This window comes from Pseudomonas putida (assembly GCF_050989985.1).
In the GTDB taxonomy this organism is placed as follows: Bacteria; Pseudomonadota; Gammaproteobacteria; order Pseudomonadales; family Pseudomonadaceae; genus Aquipseudomonas; species Aquipseudomonas putida_AI.
In genome coordinates this window covers 2,802,651-2,826,395 of the sequence record NZ_CP158815.1, presented here as the reverse complement: position 1 = coordinate 2,826,395, position 23,745 = coordinate 2,802,651, and the positions used below count along the sequence as shown (strand labels likewise).

20 protein-coding genes are annotated in these 23,745 nt (G+C 61.6%); 8 read left to right on the top strand and 12 right to left on the bottom strand.

All coding sequences use genetic code 11. The features are described from left to right. Positions 1–199 precede the first annotated feature (199 nt). The 3 genes from ABTV29_RS13070 to ABTV29_RS13060 all read left to right on the top strand — a co-directional run bounded on the left by ABTV29_RS13070 (position 200) and on the right by ABTV29_RS13060 (position 4,473). Entirely contained in the window at positions 200–1,591 is a 1,392-nt protein-coding gene (locus ABTV29_RS13070) for a GntP family permease (protein WP_433770809.1), read from the top strand. A gap of 7 nt (positions 1,592–1,598) precedes the next feature. Beyond that, a complete protein-coding gene (gene hbdH / locus ABTV29_RS13065) occupies positions 1,599–2,372 on the top strand; it encodes a 3-hydroxybutyrate dehydrogenase (RefSeq protein WP_433770807.1) in 774 nt (257 codons plus the stop codon). Positions 2,373–2,511: 139 nt separating this feature from the next. Continuing rightward, positions 2,512–4,473: an acetoacetate--CoA ligase gene (locus tag ABTV29_RS13060; RefSeq protein WP_433770805.1), complete on the top strand. Its 1,962-nt coding sequence runs from the start codon at positions 2,512–2,514 to the stop codon at positions 4,471–4,473. Positions 4,474–4,572: 99 nt separating this feature from the next. Here ABTV29_RS13060 and ABTV29_RS13055 read toward each other — a convergent pair whose 3' ends face one another. Beyond that, complete coding sequence (locus ABTV29_RS13055) at positions 4,573–5,682, bottom strand: PilT/PilU family type 4a pilus ATPase (protein WP_433771863.1); 1,110 nt, start codon at positions 5,680–5,682, stop codon at positions 4,573–4,575. A gap of 114 nt (positions 5,683–5,796) precedes the next feature. Between ABTV29_RS13055 and ABTV29_RS13050 the strand changes: the two genes are divergently transcribed. Next, on the top strand, positions 5,797–8,334 hold the full coding sequence (locus ABTV29_RS13050) for a PAS domain-containing protein (RefSeq protein ID WP_433770803.1): 2,538 nt from the start codon (positions 5,797–5,799) through the stop codon (positions 8,332–8,334). 56 nt (positions 8,335–8,390) lie between these two features. Further along, a complete protein-coding gene (locus tag ABTV29_RS13045) occupies positions 8,391–8,666 on the top strand; it encodes a peptidylprolyl isomerase (protein WP_433770801.1) in 276 nt (91 codons plus the stop codon). Positions 8,667–8,780: 114 nt separating this feature from the next. Here ABTV29_RS13045 and ABTV29_RS13040 read toward each other — a convergent pair whose 3' ends face one another. The 8 genes from ABTV29_RS13040 to ABTV29_RS13005 all read right to left on the bottom strand — a co-directional run bounded on the left by ABTV29_RS13040 (position 8,781) and on the right by ABTV29_RS13005 (position 15,439). After that, entirely contained in the window at positions 8,781–9,713 is a 933-nt protein-coding gene (locus ABTV29_RS13040; RefSeq protein ID WP_433770800.1) for a sugar kinase, read from the bottom strand. 130 nt (positions 9,714–9,843) lie between these two features. Further along, the gene (locus ABTV29_RS13035) at positions 9,844–11,061 is read right to left on the bottom strand and encodes an amino acid deaminase (protein WP_433770798.1); all 1,218 of its coding nucleotides are present in this window, start codon (positions 11,059–11,061) and stop codon (positions 9,844–9,846) included. A 39-nt stretch (positions 11,062–11,100) separates the two neighbouring features. Then, a complete protein-coding gene (locus ABTV29_RS13030) occupies positions 11,101–11,865 on the bottom strand; it encodes an IclR family transcriptional regulator (protein WP_110963245.1) in 765 nt (254 codons plus the stop codon). Positions 11,866–11,995: 130 nt separating this feature from the next. After that, the gene (locus ABTV29_RS13025) at positions 11,996–12,385 is read right to left on the bottom strand and encodes a RidA family protein (protein WP_207265681.1); all 390 of its coding nucleotides are present in this window, start codon (positions 12,383–12,385) and stop codon (positions 11,996–11,998) included. 30 nt (positions 12,386–12,415) lie between these two features. Continuing rightward, positions 12,416–13,210, bottom strand: coding sequence for an amino acid ABC transporter ATP-binding protein (locus ABTV29_RS13020; protein WP_433770795.1), 795 nt, complete (start codon positions 13,208–13,210; stop codon positions 12,416–12,418). Further along, positions 13,207–13,869 (bottom strand): amino acid ABC transporter permease, encoded by a 663-nt coding sequence (locus tag ABTV29_RS13015; RefSeq protein ID WP_110963248.1) that lies wholly within the window; start codon positions 13,867–13,869, stop codon positions 13,207–13,209. The genes ABTV29_RS13020 and ABTV29_RS13015 overlap by 4 nt, the downstream gene beginning before the upstream one ends. Before the next feature lie 9 nt (positions 13,870–13,878). Continuing rightward, positions 13,879–14,541, bottom strand: a complete 663-nt coding sequence (locus tag ABTV29_RS13010; protein WP_008011044.1) for an amino acid ABC transporter permease — start codon at positions 14,539–14,541, stop codon at positions 13,879–13,881. A 49-nt stretch (positions 14,542–14,590) separates the two neighbouring features. Continuing rightward, positions 14,591–15,439 carry a transporter substrate-binding domain-containing protein gene (locus ABTV29_RS13005; RefSeq protein ID WP_433770792.1) on the bottom strand — a complete coding sequence of 283 codons (849 nt, stop codon included), beginning with the start codon at positions 15,437–15,439 and terminating at the stop codon, positions 14,591–14,593. Between the two features lie 458 nt (positions 15,440–15,897). On the opposite strand from ABTV29_RS13005, the gene ABTV29_RS13000 reads away from it, so the two are divergent. Further along, a complete protein-coding gene (locus ABTV29_RS13000; protein WP_433770790.1) occupies positions 15,898–16,989 on the top strand; it encodes a diguanylate cyclase domain-containing protein in 1,092 nt (363 codons plus the stop codon). Positions 16,990–17,157: 168 nt separating this feature from the next. Here ABTV29_RS13000 and ABTV29_RS12995 read toward each other — a convergent pair whose 3' ends face one another. Both ABTV29_RS12995 and ABTV29_RS12990 read right to left on the bottom strand, forming a co-directional pair. Continuing rightward, entirely contained in the window at positions 17,158–18,717 is a 1,560-nt protein-coding gene (locus ABTV29_RS12995; RefSeq protein ID WP_433770788.1) for a TerC family protein, read from the bottom strand. Positions 18,718–19,095: 378 nt separating this feature from the next. After that, complete coding sequence (locus ABTV29_RS12990; RefSeq protein ID WP_433770786.1) at positions 19,096–19,962, bottom strand: LysR family transcriptional regulator; 867 nt, start codon at positions 19,960–19,962, stop codon at positions 19,096–19,098. Between the two features lie 104 nt (positions 19,963–20,066). Between ABTV29_RS12990 and ABTV29_RS12985 the strand changes: the two genes are divergently transcribed. After that, positions 20,067–21,632 (top strand): MFS transporter, encoded by a 1,566-nt coding sequence (locus ABTV29_RS12985; RefSeq protein ID WP_433770784.1) that lies wholly within the window; start codon positions 20,067–20,069, stop codon positions 21,630–21,632. A 126-nt stretch (positions 21,633–21,758) separates the two neighbouring features. Beyond that, the gene (locus ABTV29_RS12980; RefSeq protein WP_433770782.1) at positions 21,759–22,982 is read left to right on the top strand and encodes an NADH:flavin oxidoreductase/NADH oxidase family protein; all 1,224 of its coding nucleotides are present in this window, start codon (positions 21,759–21,761) and stop codon (positions 22,980–22,982) included. A gap of 120 nt (positions 22,983–23,102) precedes the next feature. On the opposite strand, the gene ABTV29_RS12975 is transcribed toward ABTV29_RS12980, so the two are convergent. After that, entirely contained in the window at positions 23,103–23,648 is a 546-nt protein-coding gene (locus tag ABTV29_RS12975) for a vWA domain-containing protein (protein WP_433770781.1), read from the bottom strand. Between the last annotated feature and the right edge of the window lie 97 nt (positions 23,649–23,745).

Genomic DNA, 23,745 nt, shown 5'->3' with positions numbered 1-23,745 from the left:
CAGTGGGAGCGAGCCTGCTCGCGATGAGGCCATTGCAACCTCTGAATGTCTCTGAACAGAGACAGAAATCCTGAAGCCAATATTGAAATTTTAAATATTTCCTTATATTTCAACAACTTAACCTTCTGGCACGAAAGTCGCTAAAGACTTTTCCTACAAAGTTTCACCCTACAAAAATAACAATCCCAGGAGACACACCATGAGTGTGATCATTGCCTTGGCAGCCCTCGCGCTGCTGATGCTGGCTGCCTACCGCGGCTATAGCGTTATCCTCTTTGCCCCCATTGCCGCCCTCGGCGCTGTCCTTTTGACTGACCCTTCCGCCGTCGCGCCCGCCTTCACCGGTGTGTTCATGGAGAAAATGGTCGGGTTCATCAAGCTGTATTTCCCGGTGTTCCTGCTCGGTGCCGTGTTCGGCAAGCTGATCGAGTTGTCGGGTTTCTCGCGTTCCATTGTCGCTGCGGCCATCCGCTTGCTGGGTACGCGCCAGGCGATGCTGGTGATCGTGCTGGTCTGCGCCCTGCTCACCTATGGCGGTGTTTCGCTGTTCGTGGTGGTGTTCGCGGTCTATCCGTTTGCCGCCGAAATGTTCCGCCAGAGCAATATTCCCAAGCGCTTGATCCCGGCGACCATCGCTCTCGGCGCGTTCTCGTTCACCATGGACGCCCTGCCCGGCACCCCGCAGATCCAGAACATCATCCCCAGCACCTTCTTCAACACCACCGCCTGGGCAGCGCCGTGGCTGGGCGTGATCGGCACGATCTTCGTGTTCTGCGCCGGCATGCTGTTTCTCCAGCGCCAGCGCAACAAGGCCCAGCGCAGCGGCGAAGGCTATGGCACCGACCTGCGCAACGAGCCGGAAACCGCCGCCGACCTCAAGCTGCCGAACCCCTGGATCGCCCTGTCGCCATTGCTGGCGGTGGGCATCATGAACCTGTTGTTCACCCAGTGGATTCCGCAGTGGTATGGCAAGACTCATAGCCTGGCGCTGGCCGGCATGGCAACGCCGGTCACCACCGATGTCGCCAAGCTCACCGCGATCTGGGCGGTACAGGCGGCGCTGCTGGTGGGCATCCTCATGGTGCTGGCGTTCGGCTTCCAGGCGATCCGCAGCAAACTGGCCGAAGGCAGCAAAAGTGCGGTCAGCGGTGCGCTGCTGGCGGCGATGAACACTGCGTCGGAATACGGCTTCGGTGCGGTGATCGCCTCGCTGCCGGGCTTCCTGGTGCTGGCCGACTGGCTCAAGAGCATCCCCAATCCGCTGGTCAACGAAGCGATTACCGTGACCTTGCTGGCCGGTATCACTGGTTCCGCCTCGGGTGGCATGAGCATCGCCCTGGCAGCAATGTCCGAGCAATTCATCAGCGCCGCCCACGCCGCCAACATCCCGCTGGAAGTACTGCACCGCGTGGCCGCGATGGCCAGTGGCGGCATGGACACCCTGCCGCACAACGGCGCAGTGATTACCCTGCTGGCGGTCACCGGCCTGACCCACCGCGAGGCCTACAAAGACATTTTCTGTATTACGCTGATCAAGACCCTGGCGGTTTTCGTGGTGATCGGCACTTTCTACGCCACTGGCATTGTGTGAGGTATTCATGACGACTCTTACGGGCAAGACCGCACTGGTCACCGGCTCCACCAGCGGCATCGGCTTGGGCATAGCCCTGAGCCTGGCCAAGGCTGGCGCCAATCTGATCCTCAACGGTTTCGGCGATGCGTCGACCGTGATCGCCGAGGTCGCGCAATACGGTGGCAAGGTCGGCCATCACCCCGCCGATGTCAGTGATCCGGCGCAGATCGCCGACATGATCGCCTACGCAGAGCGTGAATTCGGTGGCGTCGACATTCTGGTGAACAACGCCGGCATCCAGCATGTGGCGCCGGTGGACGAGTTCCCGGTGGAGCGCTGGGATTCGATCATCGCCATCAATCTGTCATCGGTATTCCACAGCACCCGCCTGAGCCTGCCGGGCATGCGCGCCAAGGGCTGGGGCCGGGTGATCAACATTGCTTCGGTACATGGTCTGGTGGGATCGACGGGCAAGGCGGCTTACGTGGCGGCCAAGCATGGTGTGATCGGCCTGACCAAAGTCGTCGCCCTGGAAACCGCCACCAGCAACGTCACCTGCAACGCGATTTGCCCGGGCTGGGTTTTGACGCCGCTGGTGCAGAAACAGATCGACGATCGCGCCGCCAGCGGAATCGACCCGCAACAGGCGCAACATGACCTGCTGGCCGAGAAGCAGCCGTCACTGGAATTCGTCACCCCGCCGCAACTGGGCGAGCTGGTGCTGTTCCTGTGCAGCGAGGCTGGCAGCCAGGTGCGGGGCGCGGCGTGGAATATGGATGGTGGGTGGCTGGCACAATAACCTGCAAATGATCGTTCCCACGCTCTGCGTGGGAATGCAGCCCGGGACGCTCTGCGTCCCAAGAGCCGAACGCGGAGCGTCCGTTGAGGCATTCCCACGCAGAGCGTGGGAACGATCCGATTACAAGAAGAGGCAAATCATGTCCGAAATACTGTGGCAACCCAGCGCCGAGCGTATCGCCAGGACTCGCATGGAGGCCTTTCGGCGCTTTGTCATCAAGCGCCATCACCTGCACCTCGATGACTACCCCGCCCTGCATCAATGGTCCATCGACCAGCGCCCGGACTTCTGGCAGGCGATCGTCGATTTCTTCGATATCCGCTTTCATCAGCAACCCGACGCGGTGCTGGTGGAAGGCCCGCAAATGCCCGACGCCCAGTGGTTCCCTGGCGCTACCCTGAACTTCGCCGAACACCTGCTACGCCGCCGCGACGATGCCATCGCGGTAATCGCCGTGGCGGAGAACGGGCAGCGCGAACACCTGACCTGGGCTGAACTGGCCGAGCATGTCGCCGGTTTCCAGAATGGCTTGATCGCCGCCGGCGTCGGCCTCGGCGACCGGGTGGCCGCGTGCATGCCCAACACCTGGCAAACCCTGGTGGCGATGCTCGCCACCACCAGCCTCGGGGCGATCTGGTCCTGTTCTTCGCCCGACTTCGGCACCCAAGGGGTGATTGACCGTTTCGGCCAGATCGAGCCGAAGGTACTGGTGACCTGCGCCGGCTACCGCTATGCCGGCAAGGAGATCGACCAACGGGTCAAGCTCAACGAAATTCTCGGGCGCCTGCCGTCGTTGCGGCAGCTGGTCGTCGTGCCTTACGCGCAGCCCGACACGCACATCGAGGATTTCCATTTCCATACCCGTGCCAATATCACGCTCTGGGACGACTTCTATTTTCCGGGCGGCGAACCGGACTTCGTCGCCGTGCCCTTCGACCATCCGCTGTACATCCTCTACTCCAGCGGCACCACCGGTGTGCCCAAATGCATCATCCATGGCACCGGCGGCGTGCTGCTGCAACACGTCAAGGAACACGGCCTGCATTGCGACCTCGGCCCCGGCGAACGCCTGTTTTACTACACCACCTGCGGCTGGATGATGTGGAACTGGCTGGTCTCGGCCCTGGCAGTCGGCAGTTCCGTGGTGCTGTACGACGGCTCGCCGTTCGAGCCTGTCCCGGAACGCTTGATCGACCTGATCGACGACGAACGCATCAGCGTCTTCGGCACCAGCCCCAAGTTCCTTGCCACCCTGGAAAGCAGCGGCGTCAAACCCGTGCAAAGTCACGATCTGGGCAGCCTGAAAACCCTGCTCTGCACCGGCTCCGCGCTATCGCCGCAGAGCTATGACTACGTGTACCGCGACCTCAAGCTCGACCTGTGCCTGGCATCGATGTCGGGAGGCACCGATATCATTTCCTGTTTCGCCAACGGCAATCCCCTGCAACCGGTGCGCCGTGGTGAAATGCAGGGCAAGAGCCTGGGCATGGCCGTCGAAGTCTGGAACGACGACGGTCGGCCGGTAATCGGCGAAAAAGGAGAACTGGTGTGCACCCGGCACTTCCCGGCCATGCCCATCGGCCTGTGGCATGACCCGGATGGCGAAAAGCTGCGCGCCTCGTATTTCAGCCAGTTCCCCGGTGTCTGGGCCCAGGGTGACTACGCCGAGCAACTGCCCGATGGCGGGATGATGATCCACGGGCGCTCCGATGCGGTACTCAATCCCGGCGGCGTGCGCATTGGCACGGCGGAAATCTACCGCCAGGTGGAAAAAGTCCCCCAGGTGATCGACAGCGTGGCGATTGGTCAGCAGTGGCAGGACGACGTGCGGGTGGTGTTGTTCGTGCGCCTGCAAGACGGCGTGAAACTGGATGAGGCGCTGCAACAACAGATCCGTCAGGTCATTCGCACCAACACCACGCCGCGCCATGTGCCGGCGAAGATTGTCGTGGTCACCGACATCCCCCGGACCATCAGCGGCAAGATCGTCGAACTGGCGGTGCGCAATGTGGTGCATGGGCAGAAGGTGAAGAACACCGATGCCCTGGCCAATCCCGAAGCGCTGGAGCAATTTCGCGACCGCCCTGAACTCCAGAATTGAAATGCGACCTGTGTAGGAGCTGCCGCAGGCTGCGATCTTTTGATTTTAAAGATCAAGATCAAAAGATCGCAGCCTGCGGCAGCTCCTACAGGGATTGCGTCAGTCCATGAGGCCCCAGTCGCCCGGCGGGGAATGCGCGCCCGGCGTGCTTTCGGCATGCAGTTTCAGCCGCAAGCGCAGGTTGTTCACCGAATCGGCATTTTTCAACGCTTCTTCCTCGCTGATCGCGCCCTCCACGACCAGTTCATACAGCGCCGCATCGAAGGTTTGCATGCCCTGGGCCGTGGATTTCTCCATGATCTCCTTGAGCTCGCCAAAACGATTGAGGCGGATCAGATCGCCAACGGTCGGCGTTCCGAGCAGCACCTCCACCGCCACTCGTCGCCCACCGTCGAGGGCGCGCACCAGCCGTTGGGACACGAAGGCCTTGAGGTTGTTGCCCAGATCGTGGAGCAATTGCCCCCGGCGCTCCTCGGGGAAGAGATTGATCACGCGATCCAGCGCCTGGTTGGCGTTGTGGGCATGCAAGGTGGAGATCACCAGATGCCCGGTGTCAGCGAAGGCCAGCGCGTGTTCCATGGTCTCGCGGTCGCGGATTTCGCCGATCAGCACCACGTCCGGCGCCTGGCGCAGGGTGTTTTTCAGGGCCATGTGAAAGCTTCGAGTGTCCACGCCCACTTCGCGCTGGTTGATGATCGAGTTTTTATGCCGATGGATGAATTCGATGGGGTCTTCGATGGTGACGATATGCCCGCGGCTGTGCCGGTTTCGGTAATCGATCAAGGCCGCCAGCGACGTGGACTTGCCCGAGTCGGTGGCACCGACGAACAGCATCAGGCCTTGCTTGAGCATGATGGTCTCGAGCAGCACCGGCGGCAACTTGAGGTCTTCGTAGCGCGGAATGTCGAGTTTGACGTTACGCACTACCATCGATACATCGTTACGCTGCTTGAAGATATTGACCCGGAAGCGGCCGACCCCTGGCCGGGAAATCGCCAGGTTCATTTCCAGTTCACGATCGAACTCAAGACGTTGTTCGGCGTCCATGATGGAGGCGGCCATGACCGCGACTTCCCCCGGTTTGAACGCTTGCTCTGCCAATGGCGTGAGCACACCCTCGAACCGCGCACTGGGCGGCGCGCCGGTCGACAGGTAGAGGTCGGATCCAGCCTGGCTGGCCAGTCGTTTTAACAACGCATCGATTTCCATGGCAAAAAGCACCTGCGAAGCATTCAATTGAAAGAACGACCCGAACCGGGCCCCGGCAAACCGCTCAACAACATAGTAGACGTCGTCATAAAGACTCATGTTCAGGAAACCTCGATGAGTGCATCACCTACCGGCAGCGATGCCCAGGCCCTGATCGCCCGGCTGGACTGGGCAAACAGCCCCCTGGGAGACGCCAGTACCTGGCCGCAGAGCCTGCGCACCGCCGTGGACATCGTGATTCATTCGCCGATGCCGATGCTGTTGCTCTGGGGACCGCAACTGACACAGATCTACAACGACGGCTTCGCCCTGCTGGCCGGCAGCAAGCACCCGCACGCTTTCGGACAGCCGACACACCTGATCTGGCCTGAGCTTCAGGACTTTACCGACCCGATTTACAGTGCCGTCCTACAGGGCCAGGTACGCAGCTACAGCGAACAACGCTTCACCCTGCAGCGTGACGGCAAGGATTCCGACTTCTGGCTGGACCTGACCTACAGCCCCATCCGCGACGAGAAGGCCGAAGTGGCCGGCATCCTGGTCACCGCCATCGAAACCAACGAGCGCCGACGCATCGCCCTGGAGCTGGAACAGCGCTCGGCCGCCAGCCTCAAGGCGCAACAGGACACCGAGGAACGCCTGCAACTGGCCCTCGCCGCCACCGACGCGGTGGGCACCTGGGACTGGGATATCAGCGAAGACCAGTTCATCGCCGACGCCCGCTTCGCGCAATTGCACGGCATCGATCCGGCCATGGCCGGGCAATTGCCGATCAGCGCATATCTGCATGCTGTCCATCCGCAAGACCGTGCCCTGATCGCCCGCAGCATCAAGCACTGCATCAATGAAGGCACCGAATACGCCGAGGAATACCGCCTTTTGCAGGCCGATGGCCAATTGCGCTGGGTATTTGCCCGCGGTCGTTGCTACAAGGATCACCATGGCCGGCCGATCCGTTTCCTCGGCGCCGCCCTGGACCTGACCGAGCGCAAGAACACCGAGCAGGCGCTGCGCCAGAGCCAGACCGAGCTGCAGCTGATCATCAACGCCATGCCGATCCTGATCAGTTACGTCGACCGCGAGGAACGCTTTCGCCTGAACAATTCCGCGTACCTGGACTGGTACGGCCTGACGCCCCAGGAGCTCTATGGCCGAACCGTGCGTGAGGTACTTGGCGACGAAGCCTACGCATTGCGCGCCGAGTACATTGCCCAGGCGCTGTCCGGCAGGCCCTGCTGTTTCAGCATCAGCACGCCGCACCGGGACGGCAGCATCCGCCACGCGCTGATGAACTACTTGCCGCGCCATGGTGCGGATGGCGCGGTGAACGGTTTTTATATCTTCGTGATCGACGAAACCGAGCGCAAACAGACCGAGGAAGCCCTGCGCAATCTCAACGAGACCCTTGAAGAACGGGTCGCCGCGCGCACCCGGCAATTGGCCGAAACCAATCAGCGCCTGCAAAACGAGATGTTCGAGCGCGAACGCGCCGAAGAGGCCTTGCGCCATGCGCAGAAAATGGAAGCCGTGGGCCAGCTCACCGGCGGCATTGCCCATGACTTCAACAACATGCTCACCGGGATCATCGGCAGCCTCGACCTGATGCAACGCTACATTGCCGACGGGCGCACGACGGAAATCGCCCGCTTCACCGAAGCGGCGGTGTCCTCGGCCAACCGTGCCGCCGCCCTCACCCATCGCTTGCTGGCGTTCTCCCGGCGCCAGTCGCTGGACCGCAAACCGCTCAATGCCAACGACCTGATCCACTCACTCGAAGACCTGTTCAGCCGCACCAAGGGCGACCACATCGAGCTCAAACTGCAACTGGCGCAAAACCTCTGGTCAGTCAGCACCGATGTCAGCCAACTGGAAAACGCCCTGCTCAACCTGGTGATCAACGCCCGGGACGCGATGCCCGATGGCGGCCAACTGTGCATCGAAACCGCCAACGTGTACCTCGACGGCAGTGACGTGAACATTCTGGAACCGGTCAAGGCCGGCGACTATCTGATGATCGCCGTGAGTGACAACGGTACCGGCATGACCCCCAAGGTACTGGCCAAGGCCTTCGATCCGTTCTTCACCACCAAGCCCATCGGCCAGGGCACCGGGCTGGGGTTGTCGATGATCTACGGGTTTGCCCAGCAGTCGGGCGGGCACGTCAGCCTGTTCAGCATGCCCGGCCAGGGCACCAGCGTGCGCCTGTATCTGCCGCGCCTGGATGAGGTGGAATCTGAAGATGTGCTGTCGCCGATCATCAGCGAGGCACCGTCGGCGCTTGCCGGGGAAACCGTGGTTTTGGTGGAAGACGATCCGGCGGTCCGCATGCTGGTGCTGAGCCTGCTCACGGAGTTGGGTTATCGCGCCTTCGAAGCCGAAGACGCGAAGACAGCCCTGCCCCTGCTCGAATCGGATATGCGGGTCGACCTGCTGGTCACCGACGTCGGCCTGCCCGGAATGAATGGCCGGCAACTGGCGGAAATCGCCCGTCAGCACCGGCCACGGATCAAAGTGCTGTTCATGACCGGTTACGCGCAGATGGCCGCAGAACGCCAGGGTTTTCTCGAAGAAGGCATGGACATGGTGGCCAAGCCGTTTTCCATTGATCTGTTGGCGAACAAGATTCGCACGATGATCGGCCAACCGGAGTGAGTTAGGGCATAATCGCGCCCGCACTTTTTGTGACCCCGTTACCAGGTACCTGCCCCATGAAAGCTCAAGCCCGCCATATTCTGGTGAAAACCTCGGAAGAAGCCGAGCAACTCAAACAACGCATCGCCAGGGGCGAAGCGTTCGACGTGCTGGCCAAGAAGTATTCCACCTGCCCGTCCGGCAAACGCGGCGGCGACCTGGGTGAAGTGCGGCCGGGGCAGATGGTCGGGGCGATCGATGCAGTGATCTTCAAGAAACCGCTGCGGGTGGTGCATGGGCCGATCAAGAGCAAGTTCGGGTATCACCTGGTGCAGGTGTTTTTCCGGGATTGATTTGTTGGCTGTAGAACGCTATCGCGAGCAGGCTCGCTCCCACAGTTGACCTCATTCCATTGTGGGAGCGAGCCTGCTCGCGATCCGATGGCGCAGCCAGCGGCCATCCAGCGCTTACCTGGGAATCAGTGCCCCCGGCACCTGAATCACCCGACTCGCCAACCGATGCCCCGCTTCAGCCGCCTCTACCGGGCTACCGCCCTTGAGCCGGCTGGCCAGATACGCCGCGCTGAACGAATCCCCCGCCGCCGTGGTGTCCACCACCCGCTCGACTTTCTGCGCCGGCACTTCGAACGACTCACCCTCACAACGAATCAGGCACGCCTCGGCGCCGCGCTTGAGCACCACTTCCGGGGTGCCAATCTGCTCGTAGGCCTCGAACACCGCCGCGCAATCGGCAAAATGGAACAGTGCCTGTTCGTCATCGACGGTCAACAGCGCCAGGTCGACATAGGGCAGCACGCTGCGATACGCCGCCCGCGCCTCTTCGACCGAGGCCCACAGCCGTGGTCGATAGTTGTTGTCGAAAACGATTCGCGCATCGCGCTGCCGGGCTTCGATCAAGGTTTCCAGCAGTTTTTTCCGACCCTGCACACCCAGCACCGCCAGGGTGATGCCGCTGAAATACAGCACGTCGTAATCCGGCAGCGCTGCGAGGATCGGCTCTGCGGCCGGGGTGGTGAAGCAGTCGCGTACCGCCGCTTCATTGCGCCAGTAGAGAAAGCGCCGCTCGCCCGCGGCGTCGGTCTGGATGCAGTACAGGCCCGGCAATCGGCCGGGCAGGCGCTGGACCATTTCCAGGCCGATGTTCTCTTCGGCCCAGCTCTGGCACATGGCATCGCTGAAACTGTCATCGCCCAGCGCGGTGACGTAATCCACGCTGCCGGCCGCGCCGAGTTCACGGGACAGGTAGACGGCGGTGTTCAGGGTATCGCCACCGAAGCTCTGCTGCAGGCTGCCGTCGGCGCGGTGCTGCAACTCGATCATGCATTCGCCGATCAGGGCGATGCGTGGGGTGTTGGGACCCAGGGTGTTGATGGTGTTCATGGGTGTGGAGTCTCTGATGGAGCTTTGGTGTCTGGGCTACCGCCATCGCGAGCAGGCTCGCTCCCACAGGAAAACGCATTCCATTGTAGGAGCGAGTCTGCTCGCGATGGCCGCGCCGCGGTCTTGAGCCTTAGAAACAGGTTTCCATGTTCTCGATGACGTTCAACTGCTCATCCACCAGACACCCCGTGCGCCATTTGTCGAACGTCAGGCACGGGTGCGAGGTGCCGAACGAAATGATGTCGCCCACCCGCAAATCCACCCCCGGCGCCACGGTCATGAACGCGTGCTGGTCCATCACCGCCGTCACCTTGCAACCGGCGACATCGTCGCCCTTGGCAGGCACTACGCCCGCCTTGTAACGCAGCAGCGGCACCGGCAGACCGGCGTCGTAGGCCACATCGCGCTTGCCCAGGGCGATCACCGCAAAGCCCGGTTCCGGCAGCGACTGCACGTGGGCCCAGACTTCCAGCGCCGGACGCAGGCCTTCCTGCAAATCGCTGCGACGGTCCAGCACGCAGCATTGCGCTTCCTTGTAGATACCGTGGTCGTGCGCCACATAGCTGCCCGGACGCAGCACACTGAGGAAACGCCCGCCAGCGTTCTGTGCCTCGAACTCTTCGGCGATCAGGTCATACCAGGCCGAACCGGATGCCGTGATGATCGGCTTGACGATGGCGAACGCGCCGCTGTCCTGCAACTGCACCGCCAGGCGCACCAGCGACTGCGCGAAGGCGCGAATGCCGCTGATGGCGTGATCGCCGTGGATCACCCCTTCGTAACCTTCGATGCCGGTCAGGGCCAGTGCCGGTTGTGCGGCGATGGCTTTGGCCAGGTCGAGGACTTCCTGTTCGCTGCGGCAACCGCAACGACCGCCGACCACGCCGTATTCGATCATCACGTTCAGGCGCACACCGCGACTGGCGAAGTACGCGCCCAGGTCCGCCACGTTGTCCGGGTGATCGACCATGCAATAGAAGTCGAACGTCGGGTCAGCCAGCAGATCGGCGATCAACGCCATGTTCGGCGTGCCCACCAGCTGGTTGGCCATCAACACCCGACGTACACCATGGGCGTAGGCCGCGCGGGTTTGCGTGGCGCTGGCCAGGGTAATGCCCCAGGCGCCGGCATCCAGTTGGCGGCGGAACAGCGCCGGGGTCATGCTGGTCTTGCCGTGGGGCGCAAGCTCCGCACCGCTGTTGCTGACAAATGCCTGCATCCAGCGAATGTTGTGCTCCAGCGCTTCGCGGTGCAGCACCAGGGCCGGCAGGCTGACGTCGCGGACCAGGTTGGCGCCAGTCTGGGCAAAGCCCTTTTCCACGGCGGCAGTATTGGGGGCAGAAGACATGGTCGAACTCCTCACATTCGCGGCTGCGGGCAGCCGCTGTTATTCGTTGATGCGACGGGCCAGGCTGTTCGCGCTCTCGATCAGCACCCGGCGGTAGTCGTTGTAATGAGCCTTGGCATCGGCGCGCGGGGCGACGATGCACAAGGTGCAAATCGCCACGCCATTCGGGTCTTTGACCGGAGCGGCGAAGCAATGGGTAAAGGTGTCGGCCACGCTATCGAACGAGAAAAAGCCGTCGATGCCGGCCTGACGGATTTCCTGCAAAAACTGCTCGAGCGGCAAGCGTTCGCCGTTGGGCAGGATGAAGTCGTCGTGGTCGATCAGATCGACGATTGCCTGATCGCTCAGGTGCGCCAGCAGCAGGCGCCCGGACGCGGTCCAGGGGATCGGTGCGTTTTCGCCGATGTCCGAGGAAATGCGGAAATGCCGCTCCCCCTCTTTCATCAGCGCAACGGTGTATTTGCGCCCGTTGAGCAGGCACATCTGCGCCGTTTCCCGGGTCTGGCTGACGATTTCCTGCAAGGCATGATCGGCCTCGCGGGTCAGGTCGAAATGGCGCAGATGCGCCTGGCCAAGGAAGTACAGCTGACGGCCGAGGTAAACGTGACCGTCCTTGCCCACCGGTTCCAGAATCCGACGTTCGAGCAGCGAGGCCACCAGTTCATAAACGGTGGATTTCGGGCTGCCGATACCGTTGGCGATGTCGTTCGGACGCAGGGGCTGGCCGACTTCCTTGAGGAAATCGAGGATATCGAACGCCCGGTCCAGACCGCGTGCCCGGCGCTTGATGGTGTCTTCGGTCATGTCAGTGTGCTCACTTGGTTACCTGTAGGAGCTGCCGCAGGCTGCGATCTTTTGATCTTGCCTTTGCGGCCCATCCAAAAAACGGCAAAAGATCGCAGCCTTCGGCAGCTCCTACAAGAGCCGGCGAGAATCAGGCCTTTTTCTTGTACGCGATGCAGTCGATCTCAACCTTGCAGTCGACCATCATGCTCGCCTGCACACAGGCCCGGGCCGGGGCGTGTTCGGGCTTGAAGTACTCGGCGAAGACCTTGTTGAAACTGGTGAAGTCCCGCGGATCGTCCAGCCACACGCCGGCACGGACCACGTCTTCCAGGCCATAGCCGGCCTCTTCGAGAATCGCGATCAGGTTCTTCATGGTCTGGTGGGTCTGCTCGACGATGCCACCCACAATGATCTCGCCATCCAGCGCCGGCACCTGGCCTGAGACGTGAAGCCAGCCATCGGCTTCAACGGCACGGGCGAAAGGGCGCGGCGTACCACCAGCGGCGGAACTGCCGGTGCCGTAACGAGTGATGCTCATGAGTGTTTCTCCTGATTGAAAATTGAGTGTTTAAAACCGCGTGCTTTTGAGAAATTCAGCCAGACGCGGCGACTGCGGGCGCTCGAACAGTTCCTTGGGTGGCCCCTGCTCTTCGATGCGCCCCTTGTTCATGAAAACGATCTTGTCCGACACCTCGAAGGCGAAGCGCATTTCGTGGGTCACCAGCAGCATGGTCATGCCGTCGTCCGCCAGGCCCTTGATCACGTTGAGCACCTCGCTGACCAGCTCCGGGTCCAGCGCCGAAGTCACTTCGTCGAACAGCATCAGGCTCGGGTTCATCGCAATGGCCCGGGCGATCGCCACGCGCTGCTGCTGGCCGCCGGACAACTGTCCCGGATAGTGATCGCGGCGCTCCAGCAGGCCGACGCGCTCCAGCCATTTTTCCGCCAGCGCCACCGCCTCGTCCTTGTGCAGCTTTTTCACCTTGAGCAAACCCAGGGTGACGTTCTGCAACGCGGTGAGGTGCGGGAACAGGTTGAACTGCTGGAAGGCCATGCCGGTCATGGCGCGATGGCGGGCGATGACTTTTTCCGCGTGGCGTATGCGCTTGCCGTTGACCTCGTCATAACCGATGGACTCGCCGTCGAGCAGGATCTGCCCGCCCTGGAACTCTTCGAGCATGTTGACGCAACGCAGTAGCGTGGTCTTGCCCGAGCCACTGGAACCGATCAGCGTCACGACGTTGCCGCGCTGCATGGTCAGGTCGACGCCCTTGAGCACTTCGAGCTGGTCGTAACGTTTGTGCAGGCCGCGAATGTCCAGCAAGGGTTGGCCGTTTTGTGCATTGGTTTGTGTCTGGTTCATGGCAAGGCCACCCGCTTTTCAATGTGCCGGCCGAGTAACTCGATGCCGTAGTTGATGACGAAAAACAGAAATCCGGCGAACAGGTAAAACTCAAGGGTCATGAAGGTCCGGGCGATGATCTGCTGTGTGCTGAGCAGCAACTCGGCCACCCCGATCACCGACAGCAGGGTCGAGGCCTTGACGATCTCGGTGGACGAGTTGACCCAGGTCGGCAGGATCTGCCGCAGCGCCTGGGGCAACAGCACGTAGCCCAGTGCCTGATAGAAGGTCAGGCCAATCGCCTTGCTCGCTTCCATTTGCCCGCGCGGCAATGCCTGCAAGGCGCCGCGCACAATTTCCGAGACGTGGGAGCCGCAAAACAGCGTCAGCCCCAGGGCGCCGGCCTGGAACGCACTGATCTGCCAGCCCAGCGCCGGGGCCATGTAAAAGCACGCCAGCACCAGCACGAACACCGGCGTGCCACGAATCACGTCCACGTAAAAACGAAACGGCGCGCGCATCCAGAACTTGCCGTAGGTCAGCACCAGGCCGGAGAAAACCCCGAGCAGCGTGCCCAGCAAAATCGCCAGGGCCGAACACTGCACACTGGTCAAAAACCCTTGCCACAACACGTCGCGGGCCACCCACAACTCATGCAACCAACTGGGAGATTCGTACATCGGGGCCTCCTATCGGCGGATCGCCAGACGCTGTTCGAGGTATCGCAGCATCATGGCAATGAGATAACAGGCCGCCACGTACAGCGCGGTGGTCACCAGCCAGGTTTCAATCACCCGGTAGCTCTCGACATTGATCTTGCGTGCGTAATAGGTCAGCTCCGGCACCGCGATCGCGGCCGCCAGGGAGGTGTCCTTGAACAGCGAAATGAAGTTGTTCGACAAGGCCGGCAGCACATTGCGCAACATCACCGGCACAGTGACGTAGGCCTTGACCTGCCACTCGCCCAGACCAATCGCCAGGCCGGCTTCGCGCTGGCCCTTGGGGATGCTCAGCAGTCCGCCGCGGAACACTTCGGTCAGATAGGCCCCGGCATACAACGACAGGGTGATGATGAACGAGGGAATCTTGTCCAGGCGAATCCCCAGGCTCGGCAATGCAAAGTAGATCAACAGAATCAACACCAGGATCGGCGTGTTACGGATCACCGTGACATACACCGATGCCAGCACCCGCAACGGGCGATGCTTCGACAGCAAGGCAAACGCCATCAGCAGGCCGATCACGCAGCCGATGGCGATCGACACCAGCGCCAGCTCCAGGCCCAGACCGAGCCCCGCCAGCAGAGTGTCGAAATCGCGCCACACGGCGGCAAAGTTCAACTGATAGTTCATGGTCGGCAGTACCTTGAGCGGGGCGTTTTAGCGCCCCGCTCTCACGGGATCATTTGAATTCGACTGGGAAACCGATGGCTGGGGATGGCAACTCGACACCGAACCACTTCTTGAACGACGCGGCGTAAGTCGGGAACTCAACGCCGGTCATGGCTTCATGCAGCGTGGTGTTGACGAAGTTCAGCCAGTCCTGATCGCCGCGCTTGACCGCGCAGGCGTAGGTTTGCGGGCTCCAGGCGTAGGCCGGGCTGCGATAGCGACCAGCGTTCTGCACCATCAGGTATTTGACCGAAGACTGGTCGGTGGCTGCCGCGTCGGCGCGACCGGAGTTCACGGCCTGGTACATCAGGTCCACGCTGTCGTACTGGTCGACCTTGGCCTTGGGCAGCGCCTGGTGCACCAGCTCTTCGGCATACACGTTTTGCAGCACGGCCACCGTTACCTTGTCGCCGGCAGCCTGCATGTCATCGATTTCCTTGTACTTGCTGTTGGCCGGCAACAGCAGGCCGACGCCTTCGCGGTAGTACGGCAGGGTAAACGCCACCTGCTGCGCACGGCTGGCGGTCACGGTGATGAACTGGCAGCTGATATCGACCTTGTCGGTCAGCAGGTTGGGAATCCGCGCATCAGAGGACTGCACCACGTATTCGACCTTGTCCGGGTCGTTGAACAGACCCTTGGCAATGATGTGGCCGATATCGATATCGAAACCCTGCAACTTGCCATCCGCGCCCTGGAAGTGCCACGGCGCATTGGTGCTGCCGGTGCCCACAATCACTTTGCCACGGGCCAGAACGCTATCGAGCTTGCTGTCAGCCGCCTGGGCCACGCCCACGGCAGCGGCAGACGCTGCGAACAGAAGAACACACGCTTTGAACAAGGAAGGACGGTGATGCATGGCAAGCACTCCAGGATGATGTTTATTCCGCTATACCGGAACTTGGTATGTAACAACGGAACAGACAGCAGAAAGTGTGCCACAGCTCGGACGGCGAATGTAGGGAAGATTGAAAAATGTTTTGAATCAGATAGATGCGTTGAAACGAAGAAAGGGTGTTACCGAAGGGGACTATGGCGTAGCGCTACCGTTGGCCACGCAGGCGGGTATCTGGTTCACAAATGGTGCGGAGTTGTTTCTCAAACGAGCATGCTCGCCCCTTCCGGGCAAGGTGCGAAAAACAGACGCAAATACCCGCGTTGGGCAACCTCGCCTGTGACTGCTTTATTCAATCTCCAAGTGATAAAGCCCCTTGAAGGCTGCGATCTGTCGCTTCATTTGGACCGGGGCGCCACGACCACCCGCTGTATCGCCGCCTTCGCCGCGGCCCATCGACAACCCACACAACAAGGTCGGCGATGTACAAAACCATTGAAGATGAAGTACTGAAAATATCGGCGCCCCGGGAACTCAAGGCCGAGTTCATCCAGCATGAGTTCGAACGCCTGCACAGGTTTTGCCTGCTGATCTATCTGGCGAGCATCGCCGTCTGGTTTCTCTATGACCTGATCATCAGTTTCATCGGCGGCCAGGCCTTCACCTGGCGCTCTGTAGTCTGGCTCGGCCTGTTCGCGATCATTGTCATCATCTTGCTGTTCACTCGAAAGGCGCGGCATTTCCACTGGCTGAATGTGCTGTTCGTGCTGACCGTGACCATTGGCACGCGCTTGCTCATCGAGGGGGTAGCCGTCGAGCATCAGGCGGCGTGGTCGCTGCTGGCGGCATCCACCACGCTGTACAGCGCCTCGATGCTGCCGCTGAGCCGATGGTCATTCTTTGCCGCGCAAATCATCACCTGGCTGGTGCTCAATCCTTTCTATAGCCCGGTGTTGGATCTGCTCGATCTCAAGGGCGTGATGACCCTCAGTTACACAGGATTTCTCTGTGCGCTGACGATCTACAGCTTCCTCACCCTGCGCAAGGCCAAGCTCTACAACTTCATCATGTCCAGGCTGCTGCTGGATCAGGCCTACATCGACACCCTCACCGAAATCTCCAATCGCCGCTCGTTCATGACCCGCGCCGACAAGCAATTGCACGCCCGCCCCCGCGAGCATGATCACTACCTGGCGATGATCGATATCGACAATTTCAAGAAGGTCAACGACGTCTACGGCCACGACATCGGCGATGAAGTGCTCAAGCGCATCGCCAGTAACATCAAGGCCGTGATGAGCCCCTACGAATATGCGCGACTGGGGGGTGAGGAGTTTGCGATTTACCTGGCTGGCGTGCGCCGGGAAGATGCCGAAGCACTGGCCGCTGAGCTGTGCCAGGTGGTGCGCGAATATACCGGGCAACACCCCGTAACGGTCAGCATCGGCCTGACGCGTGTGCTGGATGATGACACCTTGAATCAGGCATTGATCAAGGCGGATGCGGCCTTGTATGAGTCAAAGCATACGGGGAAGGATCGGTATACGTTTCATCAGGAACTGTCGGTGGCCTAAAGGCTGCACAAGAGCCATGTAGGAGCTGTCGAGTGAAACGAGGCTGCGATCTTTTGGCTTTTAAAAGCAACATCAAAAGATCGCAGCCTGCGGCAGCTCCTACAGGGGAGCGCATTTCATTGTGGGAGCGGGCTTGCCCGCGATGGGGCCATCAGCGGCAACGCAACATCACCCGCCAATGCGCGCCAGATAAACCCGTTTCACCCGCCTTTCTTCAACCGACATGACGGTCAGGCGCCAGCCTTCCCATTCATGGCTATCGCCAATCATCGGCAACCGATCCAGCAGGCTCACCACCAGCCCGGCGAGGGTCTGATAGTCGTCGGTCGGCTGCGCAGTAAACCCGGTACGCTGGCGCACCCGCGCCAGGTTCAAGGCACCGCTGACCACAAACCCGCCCTTGTCCTCGACCACATCCGGCCCTTCGATCTCGCTTGCGTCCGGCAACTCACCGGCAATCGACTCGAGGATGTCGGTCATGGTCAACACCCCGACGAAATCGCCGAATTCGTTGACCACAAATGCAATGTGGGTGGACGCCTTGCGCATCTGCTCAAGGGCATTGAGGATCGAATAGCTGTCCAGCAGGTTGATGGCCTGGCGCGCCAGATGCGCAAGATCAGGCTGGTTGCCGGCCAGGAACTCCTTGAGCAGCTCCTTCTTGTGCACGAAGCCCAGGGGCTCATCCACCGCGCCGTTGCGAATCAGCGGCAGGCGCGAGTAGGACGAGTGCATCAGGCGCGTACGAATCGTCTCGGCGTCATCGGCCAGGTCGATGTGATCGACATCGGCGCGCACCGTCATCAAGGTGCGGATCGACCGCTCGGCCAGTTGCAGCACACCACTGATCATGACCCGCTCGCGACGATCGAACAGTTCTCCACTCGGCGCCTCGCCGTTGTCGAGCAGGTCGGCAATCTCTTCATCGACCTCCTGTTCCGCCAGTTTGCGCCCACCCAGCAAACGCATCACCGCATGAGCCGTCCGTTCGCGCATCGGTCGCAGGCCCTGCATCGAACGCTTGCGACGTGCCCGGGCGATCTGGTTGAACACTTCGATCAGGATCGAGAACCCGATGGCCGCATACAGATAGCCTTTCGGTATGTGGAAGCCCAGGCCTTCGGCGGTCAGTGCAAAGCCGATCATCATCAAGAAGCCCAGACACAGCATGATCACCGTCGGATGCGCGTTGACGAAGCGGGTCAGCGGCTTGCTGGCCACAATCATCAGGCCGATGGAAATGATCACCGCGATCATCATCACCGCCAGCTCATCGACCATGCCCACGGCGGTAATCACCGCGTCGAGGGAGAACACCGCGTCGAGCACCACGATCTGCGCCACGATCGGCCAGAACAGCGCGTAAGCCGTATTGGATGCGCGCTGGCCAACATGCCCCTCCAGTCGCTCGTGCAATTCCATGGTGGCCTTGAACAACAGGAACACACCACCGAACAGCATGATCAGGTCACGTCCGGAGAAGCTCTTGTCGAACACCTCGAACAGCGGCTGGGTCAGGGTCACCAGCCAGGAAATACTCGCCAGCAGGCCCAGGCGCATCAACAACGCCAGGGACAAACCGATGATCCGTGCACGGTCGCGCTGCTCCGGCGGCAGCTTGTCGGCGAGGATGGCGATAAACACCAGGTTGTCGATACCCAGTACCAGCTCCAGCACAATCAGCGTCAACAAGCCCAACCAGGCGGTGGGGTCGGCTAACCATTCCATATAAAGGTCTCGATCTCGTCAGTGAATCAAAATGCCGGGCACGGCAAGGCGCGGCGCAGAGGCCGTGGGGTTGCGGTGTCAGGAATGTTCGAAGGCCGAAAGACCGGGTGTCTGGCGTGCGTCAAGACCGCGCGGTGGCGCGAGGAGAAAGGGTAACTGGGGGGCTCCGTGAGGGTGTTCATGCAAGTCCTGAAACAGAAAAGGACTTGAATCGTACAGGTGATGGTGACAATTCCTACAGCTGGAAATCATTTCAAGATCTGTAGCAAGTTGGAAATCCCGGCGTTCCCAAGGGCCCTTTCGCGAGCAGGCTCGCTCCCACAGTTGATCTGCATCGCCCACAAATCCCTTGTGGGAGCGAGCCTGCTCGCGATGCTCTTATCCTTTTTTCACCAGCTCGATGTACCTGTTTACCGCCGGTGACTTCTCAAACCGCCGATGAACCAACGCCAACCACGAAGACGCCTCGCAATCCTGGATTTGCCGATACACCACATTGGGCAAACTGACATGCCCCACCACCGACTCCGGCACCACCGCCACCCCCTGCCCCAGTGATACCAGGGCAATTACCGCCACCAACCCACCGGGCTGCGCCCCCAGTTTCGGCGAGAAATTGCCCTTGGCGGCGACCTGCAAGGTGCCGATGACCTGTTCGGGAAGAATGAAGTTTTCGTTCTGCAGGTGCATCGAGTTGATCGTCGGCAAGCGGTTGAGCCAGGAGTCCACCGGCAGCGCCAGCACAAAGCCCTCGCCCATCAGCCGCACCGACTCGATGCCTTCGGGCATGGCCAGTGGGCAGCGGATGTAGCCCAGATCGAAACGCCCCTCGAGGATCATGTTCGCCAGGCTCGCCATCGGGCTTTCTCGCACATTGAGGCTGACGTCCGGGAACTGGCCGGCAAAACTTTGCACCTGCTTTTGCAGCAGCCCGGAATACACCGCCGAGGCCACATAACCCAGTTCGATATGCCCGATCTCGCCGCGACCGGCGCGTTGTGCATTGCGCTGCGCCGACTCGAACTGGCGCACCGTGGCATCGGCTTCGATCATCAGCGCCGCCCCGGCTTCGGTCAGGCTGACATCCCGCGCCTGACGCACAAACAGCCGCGCCCCCAGCTCCGCTTCCATGTCCTGGATCTGCCGGGTCAAGGTCGGCGGCGCGATCCCCAATTGCTCGGCGGCACGGGTGAAATTGCGATGCCGGGCGACGGCAAGGAAATAGCGGAAATGGCGGATGTCCATTCGGTGCATTAGCTCAAAGGTAATGAAGTGATGGTGCGTGCCTAACGAAGGCATCGGCAACCGGCGATAAGCTGCACGCAACCTCACAGTAGAGAACACCTGCCATGTCCGTCAAACCCAGTGTGAGCCCGCGCCTGACCTTGCTCACCGCCTCCGCGGTGTGTGCGCTGATCGTGCTCGACACCAACATTGTCGCCGTTACCTTGCCGAGCATCGCCCGGGATCTGGGAGCGAATTTCGCGGACATCGAGTGGGTGGTCAGCGCCTACATGCTCGCCTTCGCCGCGTTGCTGCTGCCCGCCGGAAGCCTGGCCGATCGTTTTGGTCGCAAGAACACCCTGATGTGGGGGCTGGGGATTTTCATCCTTGCCTCAGTCGGTTGCGGTGCTGCGCCGAATGCCGTGTTTTTGGATATCGCTCGGGCCGTCAAGGGAGTGGGCGCCGCACTGTTGCTGACCTCGGCGCTGGCCTCCATCGGCCACACCTTTCACGATGAAGTGGAACGGGCCAAGGCCTGGGCGTTCTGGGGCGGATGCATGGGCGTGGCGACCACCGCGTCGCCGACCCTGGGCGGCTTGATCACCGAATACGTGGGCTGGCGCTGGATTTTCTACCTCAACCTGCCGGTGGGCCTGTTCCTGATGTACATGGTCTGGCGCGCGGTGCCGCCATCGCGCGACACCCAGGCTGCGCGTCTCGACCCATGGGGCAGCCTGGCGTTCAGTGCCAGCCTGCTGTGCCTGATCTGGGGACTGATCGAAGCCAACCGCATTGGCTGGAACAACTCCGTGACCTGGATGCGCCTGCTGGGTGGCGCCCTGCTGCTGGGGTTGTTCGTGGTGATCGAACGCCTGCAACAGCGGCCGATGATCGACCTGCAACTGTTCCGCCACCCACGCTTCATCGGCGCCCTGCTCGGCATGTTCTTCTACGCCGCCTGCGCCCAGGTGATGATGACGATGCTGCCGTTCTACCTGCAAAACGGCCTGGACTTGAGCGCCATATCCGCAGGGCTTGGCATGCTGCCATTTGCCGTGACCATGTTGATCTTCCCGCGTATCGGTGCGCGCCTGGCCGGTCGCGTGAGCCCGGCGAACATGATGGCGGCCGGCCTGGCGCTGGTGGGTAGCGGAAACCTGCTCAGCGCCTGGGCGGTAAGCGCAGGCGGGTATCTGCCGTTCGCCCTGGCGATTGCCGTCACGGGTGCCGGTGCGGGCCTGCTCAACGGCGACACCCAGAAAAACATCATGGCCTGCGTACCCCGCGAACGGACCGGCATGGCTTCGGGCATGAGTACCACCATGCGCTTCAGCGCAATCATGCTGGGGATCGGGGTCTATGGCGCGCTGCTGGCCGGTCATAGCGAACAGCTGCTGCATGACAGCCTGGCGGCCCAGGGCGGGCAATGGCTGCAACAGACCCACGGGATTGCCTCGCGGGTGGTGGCCGGTGACATGGCGGCAGCGATGAACCTGTTGCCACAGGCGGCGCAACCTGTGGTCGAGCCCTTGGCGCGTCAGGCATTCGTTGGCGGCTTCAGCCTGTTGCTGTGGGTGGCGGGGTTGGCAGGTTTACTGGCTGCGCTGGTGGTCGGCACGTTGATGCGCAATCCGATTCCTACCCTGTCCGTGAATCGACCCGCAGCAGCCGTCACAAGCCCTGGTGCTTGAGAGACGCCAGCCACGCTCGGCATCGGCCTCGCAAGCCATGCCCTCGGGGCGGGTTTGAAATTGCCTGCTTGACATTAAAGTTAACTTCAAGCTTAGCCTCTGTTCATCACTGATGAGGAGTCAAGCATGTCGCCCTTTCAATCCTTGCATCTGCCCAACGGCCAGACCCTCGGCAATCGCATCGCCAAAGCCGCAATGGAAGAGAACCTCGCCGATGGCGAACAGGCGCCGGACCGGGCGCTGTTTCGTCTGTATCAAGCCTGGGCCGAAGGCGAAGCCGGACTGCTGTTGACCGGCAACGTGATGATCGACCGCCGCGCCATGACCGGCCCCGGCGGTGTGGTGCTGGAAGACGAACGTCACCTGGAACGGTTTCGCCAGTGGGCCGGCATCGGTCGTGCCGGCGGCGCGCACTTCTGGATGCAGCTCAATCATCCCGGTCGCCAGACCATGGCCAACCTAGGCCAGCAGGCATTGGCCCCCTCTGCCGTGGCAATGGACATGGGATCGTTTTCCAAGCTGTTTGCCGAGCCAAAACCCATGAGCGAGGCCGACATCGAAGAGGTGATCCAGCGTTTCGCAACCAGCGCCGCACTGGCGGAAAAGGCCGGGTTCAGCGGCGTGCAGATTCACGCCGCCCATGGCTACCTGCTCAGCCAGTTCCTCTCGCCGCTGACCAATCACCGCACCGACCAATGGGGCGGCTCGCTGGAAAACCGAGCGCGCTTGCTGTTGGCGGTGGTCGACGCGGTACGCAAGGCCGTGTCGCCAGGCTTTTGTGTGGCGGTCAAGCTCAACTCGGCGGACTTCCAGCGCGGCGGGTTCGATGCCGACGACGCCCGGCAAGTGATCCAGTGGCTCAACGAAAAACCGCTCGATCTGCTGGAACTGTCCGGCGGCAGCTACGAAGCGCCGGCGATGCAGGGCGAAGCCCGAGATGGCCGAACCCTGGCCCGTGAGGCGTATTTTCTGGAAATGGCCAAGGAGTTGGCCAGCGTGGCGCGCATGCCGGTGATGGTGACGGGCGGGATTCGCCGCCTGGCCATTGTCGAACAGGTACTCGACAGCGGCATCGCCATGGCCGGCATTGGCACGGCGCTGGCCGTTGAACCGCAGCTGGTCAAACGCTGGCGCGAAGGCCAGGACAGCCACCCGCAACTGCCGCCGATTCGCTGGAAACGCAAACCCCTGGCGGCGCTGGCGAACATGGCGGTGGTGAAGTTCCAGCTGCATCGCTTGAGTCGCGGGCGCAAGACCCGGCCGCAGGTGTCGGCGTTGCTGGCGCTGGTGCTGGACCAGTTGTATATCGCCAGGAGGACCCGGCAGTACCGGCAGGCGATGGGCAAGTGATCAAAATGGACGGTGACTGGTAGTCCGCTATCGCGAGCAGGCTCGCTCCTACAGGGGGAATGCATTCCAAGTGTGGGAGCGAGCCTGCTCGCGATGAGGCCTGCACAGACAACACAGCACCTAGCCGGGCAACAGCTCATCGATATGCCGATACTCAGCCTGCAACTGCGCAGCCAAAACCTTGCTACGCCCAAGGCGAATCGGTCCACGCTCAATGTCGATGACCAATCCCGGACACTCAAGTGCAGGCAGCGCCGACCACTCCTTCAATCGACCATCGGTCACCACCAGCAACCGTTGCTGCTCCGCCGCAAAGCGTTTCTGCCGCGAAGCCAGCCAATGCCCCGCCTCGCCCAGCGCAGCCAGCAACGGCGTACCACCACCCGCCCCTAGCCCATCGAGCCAGTGGCGCAAACCGCTGGAAGCCTTCAAGCCTTGCACCTGCCACTTCGGCGACGTGCCGCTGGCAGTCAGCAACGCCAGGCGCGCGCGTTGGCGGTAAGCGTCGTCGAACAATTGCGCCAGTAGGCCCTTGGCATCGCTCAACGCCTGATGGCGACGGGTCGATGCCGAGGCGTCGACGATCACCAGCCACAGCTCATGGGGCGAGCGGGTCCGCAGCTGGAACAACAATTCTGCACGTCGGCGTGGGCGGCCGTTGAGCAAGGTGCCGGGCCAGTTGACCGAGCCGTCGCGTGCGTCATGTCGCCTGCCTTGCTTGCCGTGGTCCAGGCGTCCTGCACGGGGTCTGGCATTCGCCCCC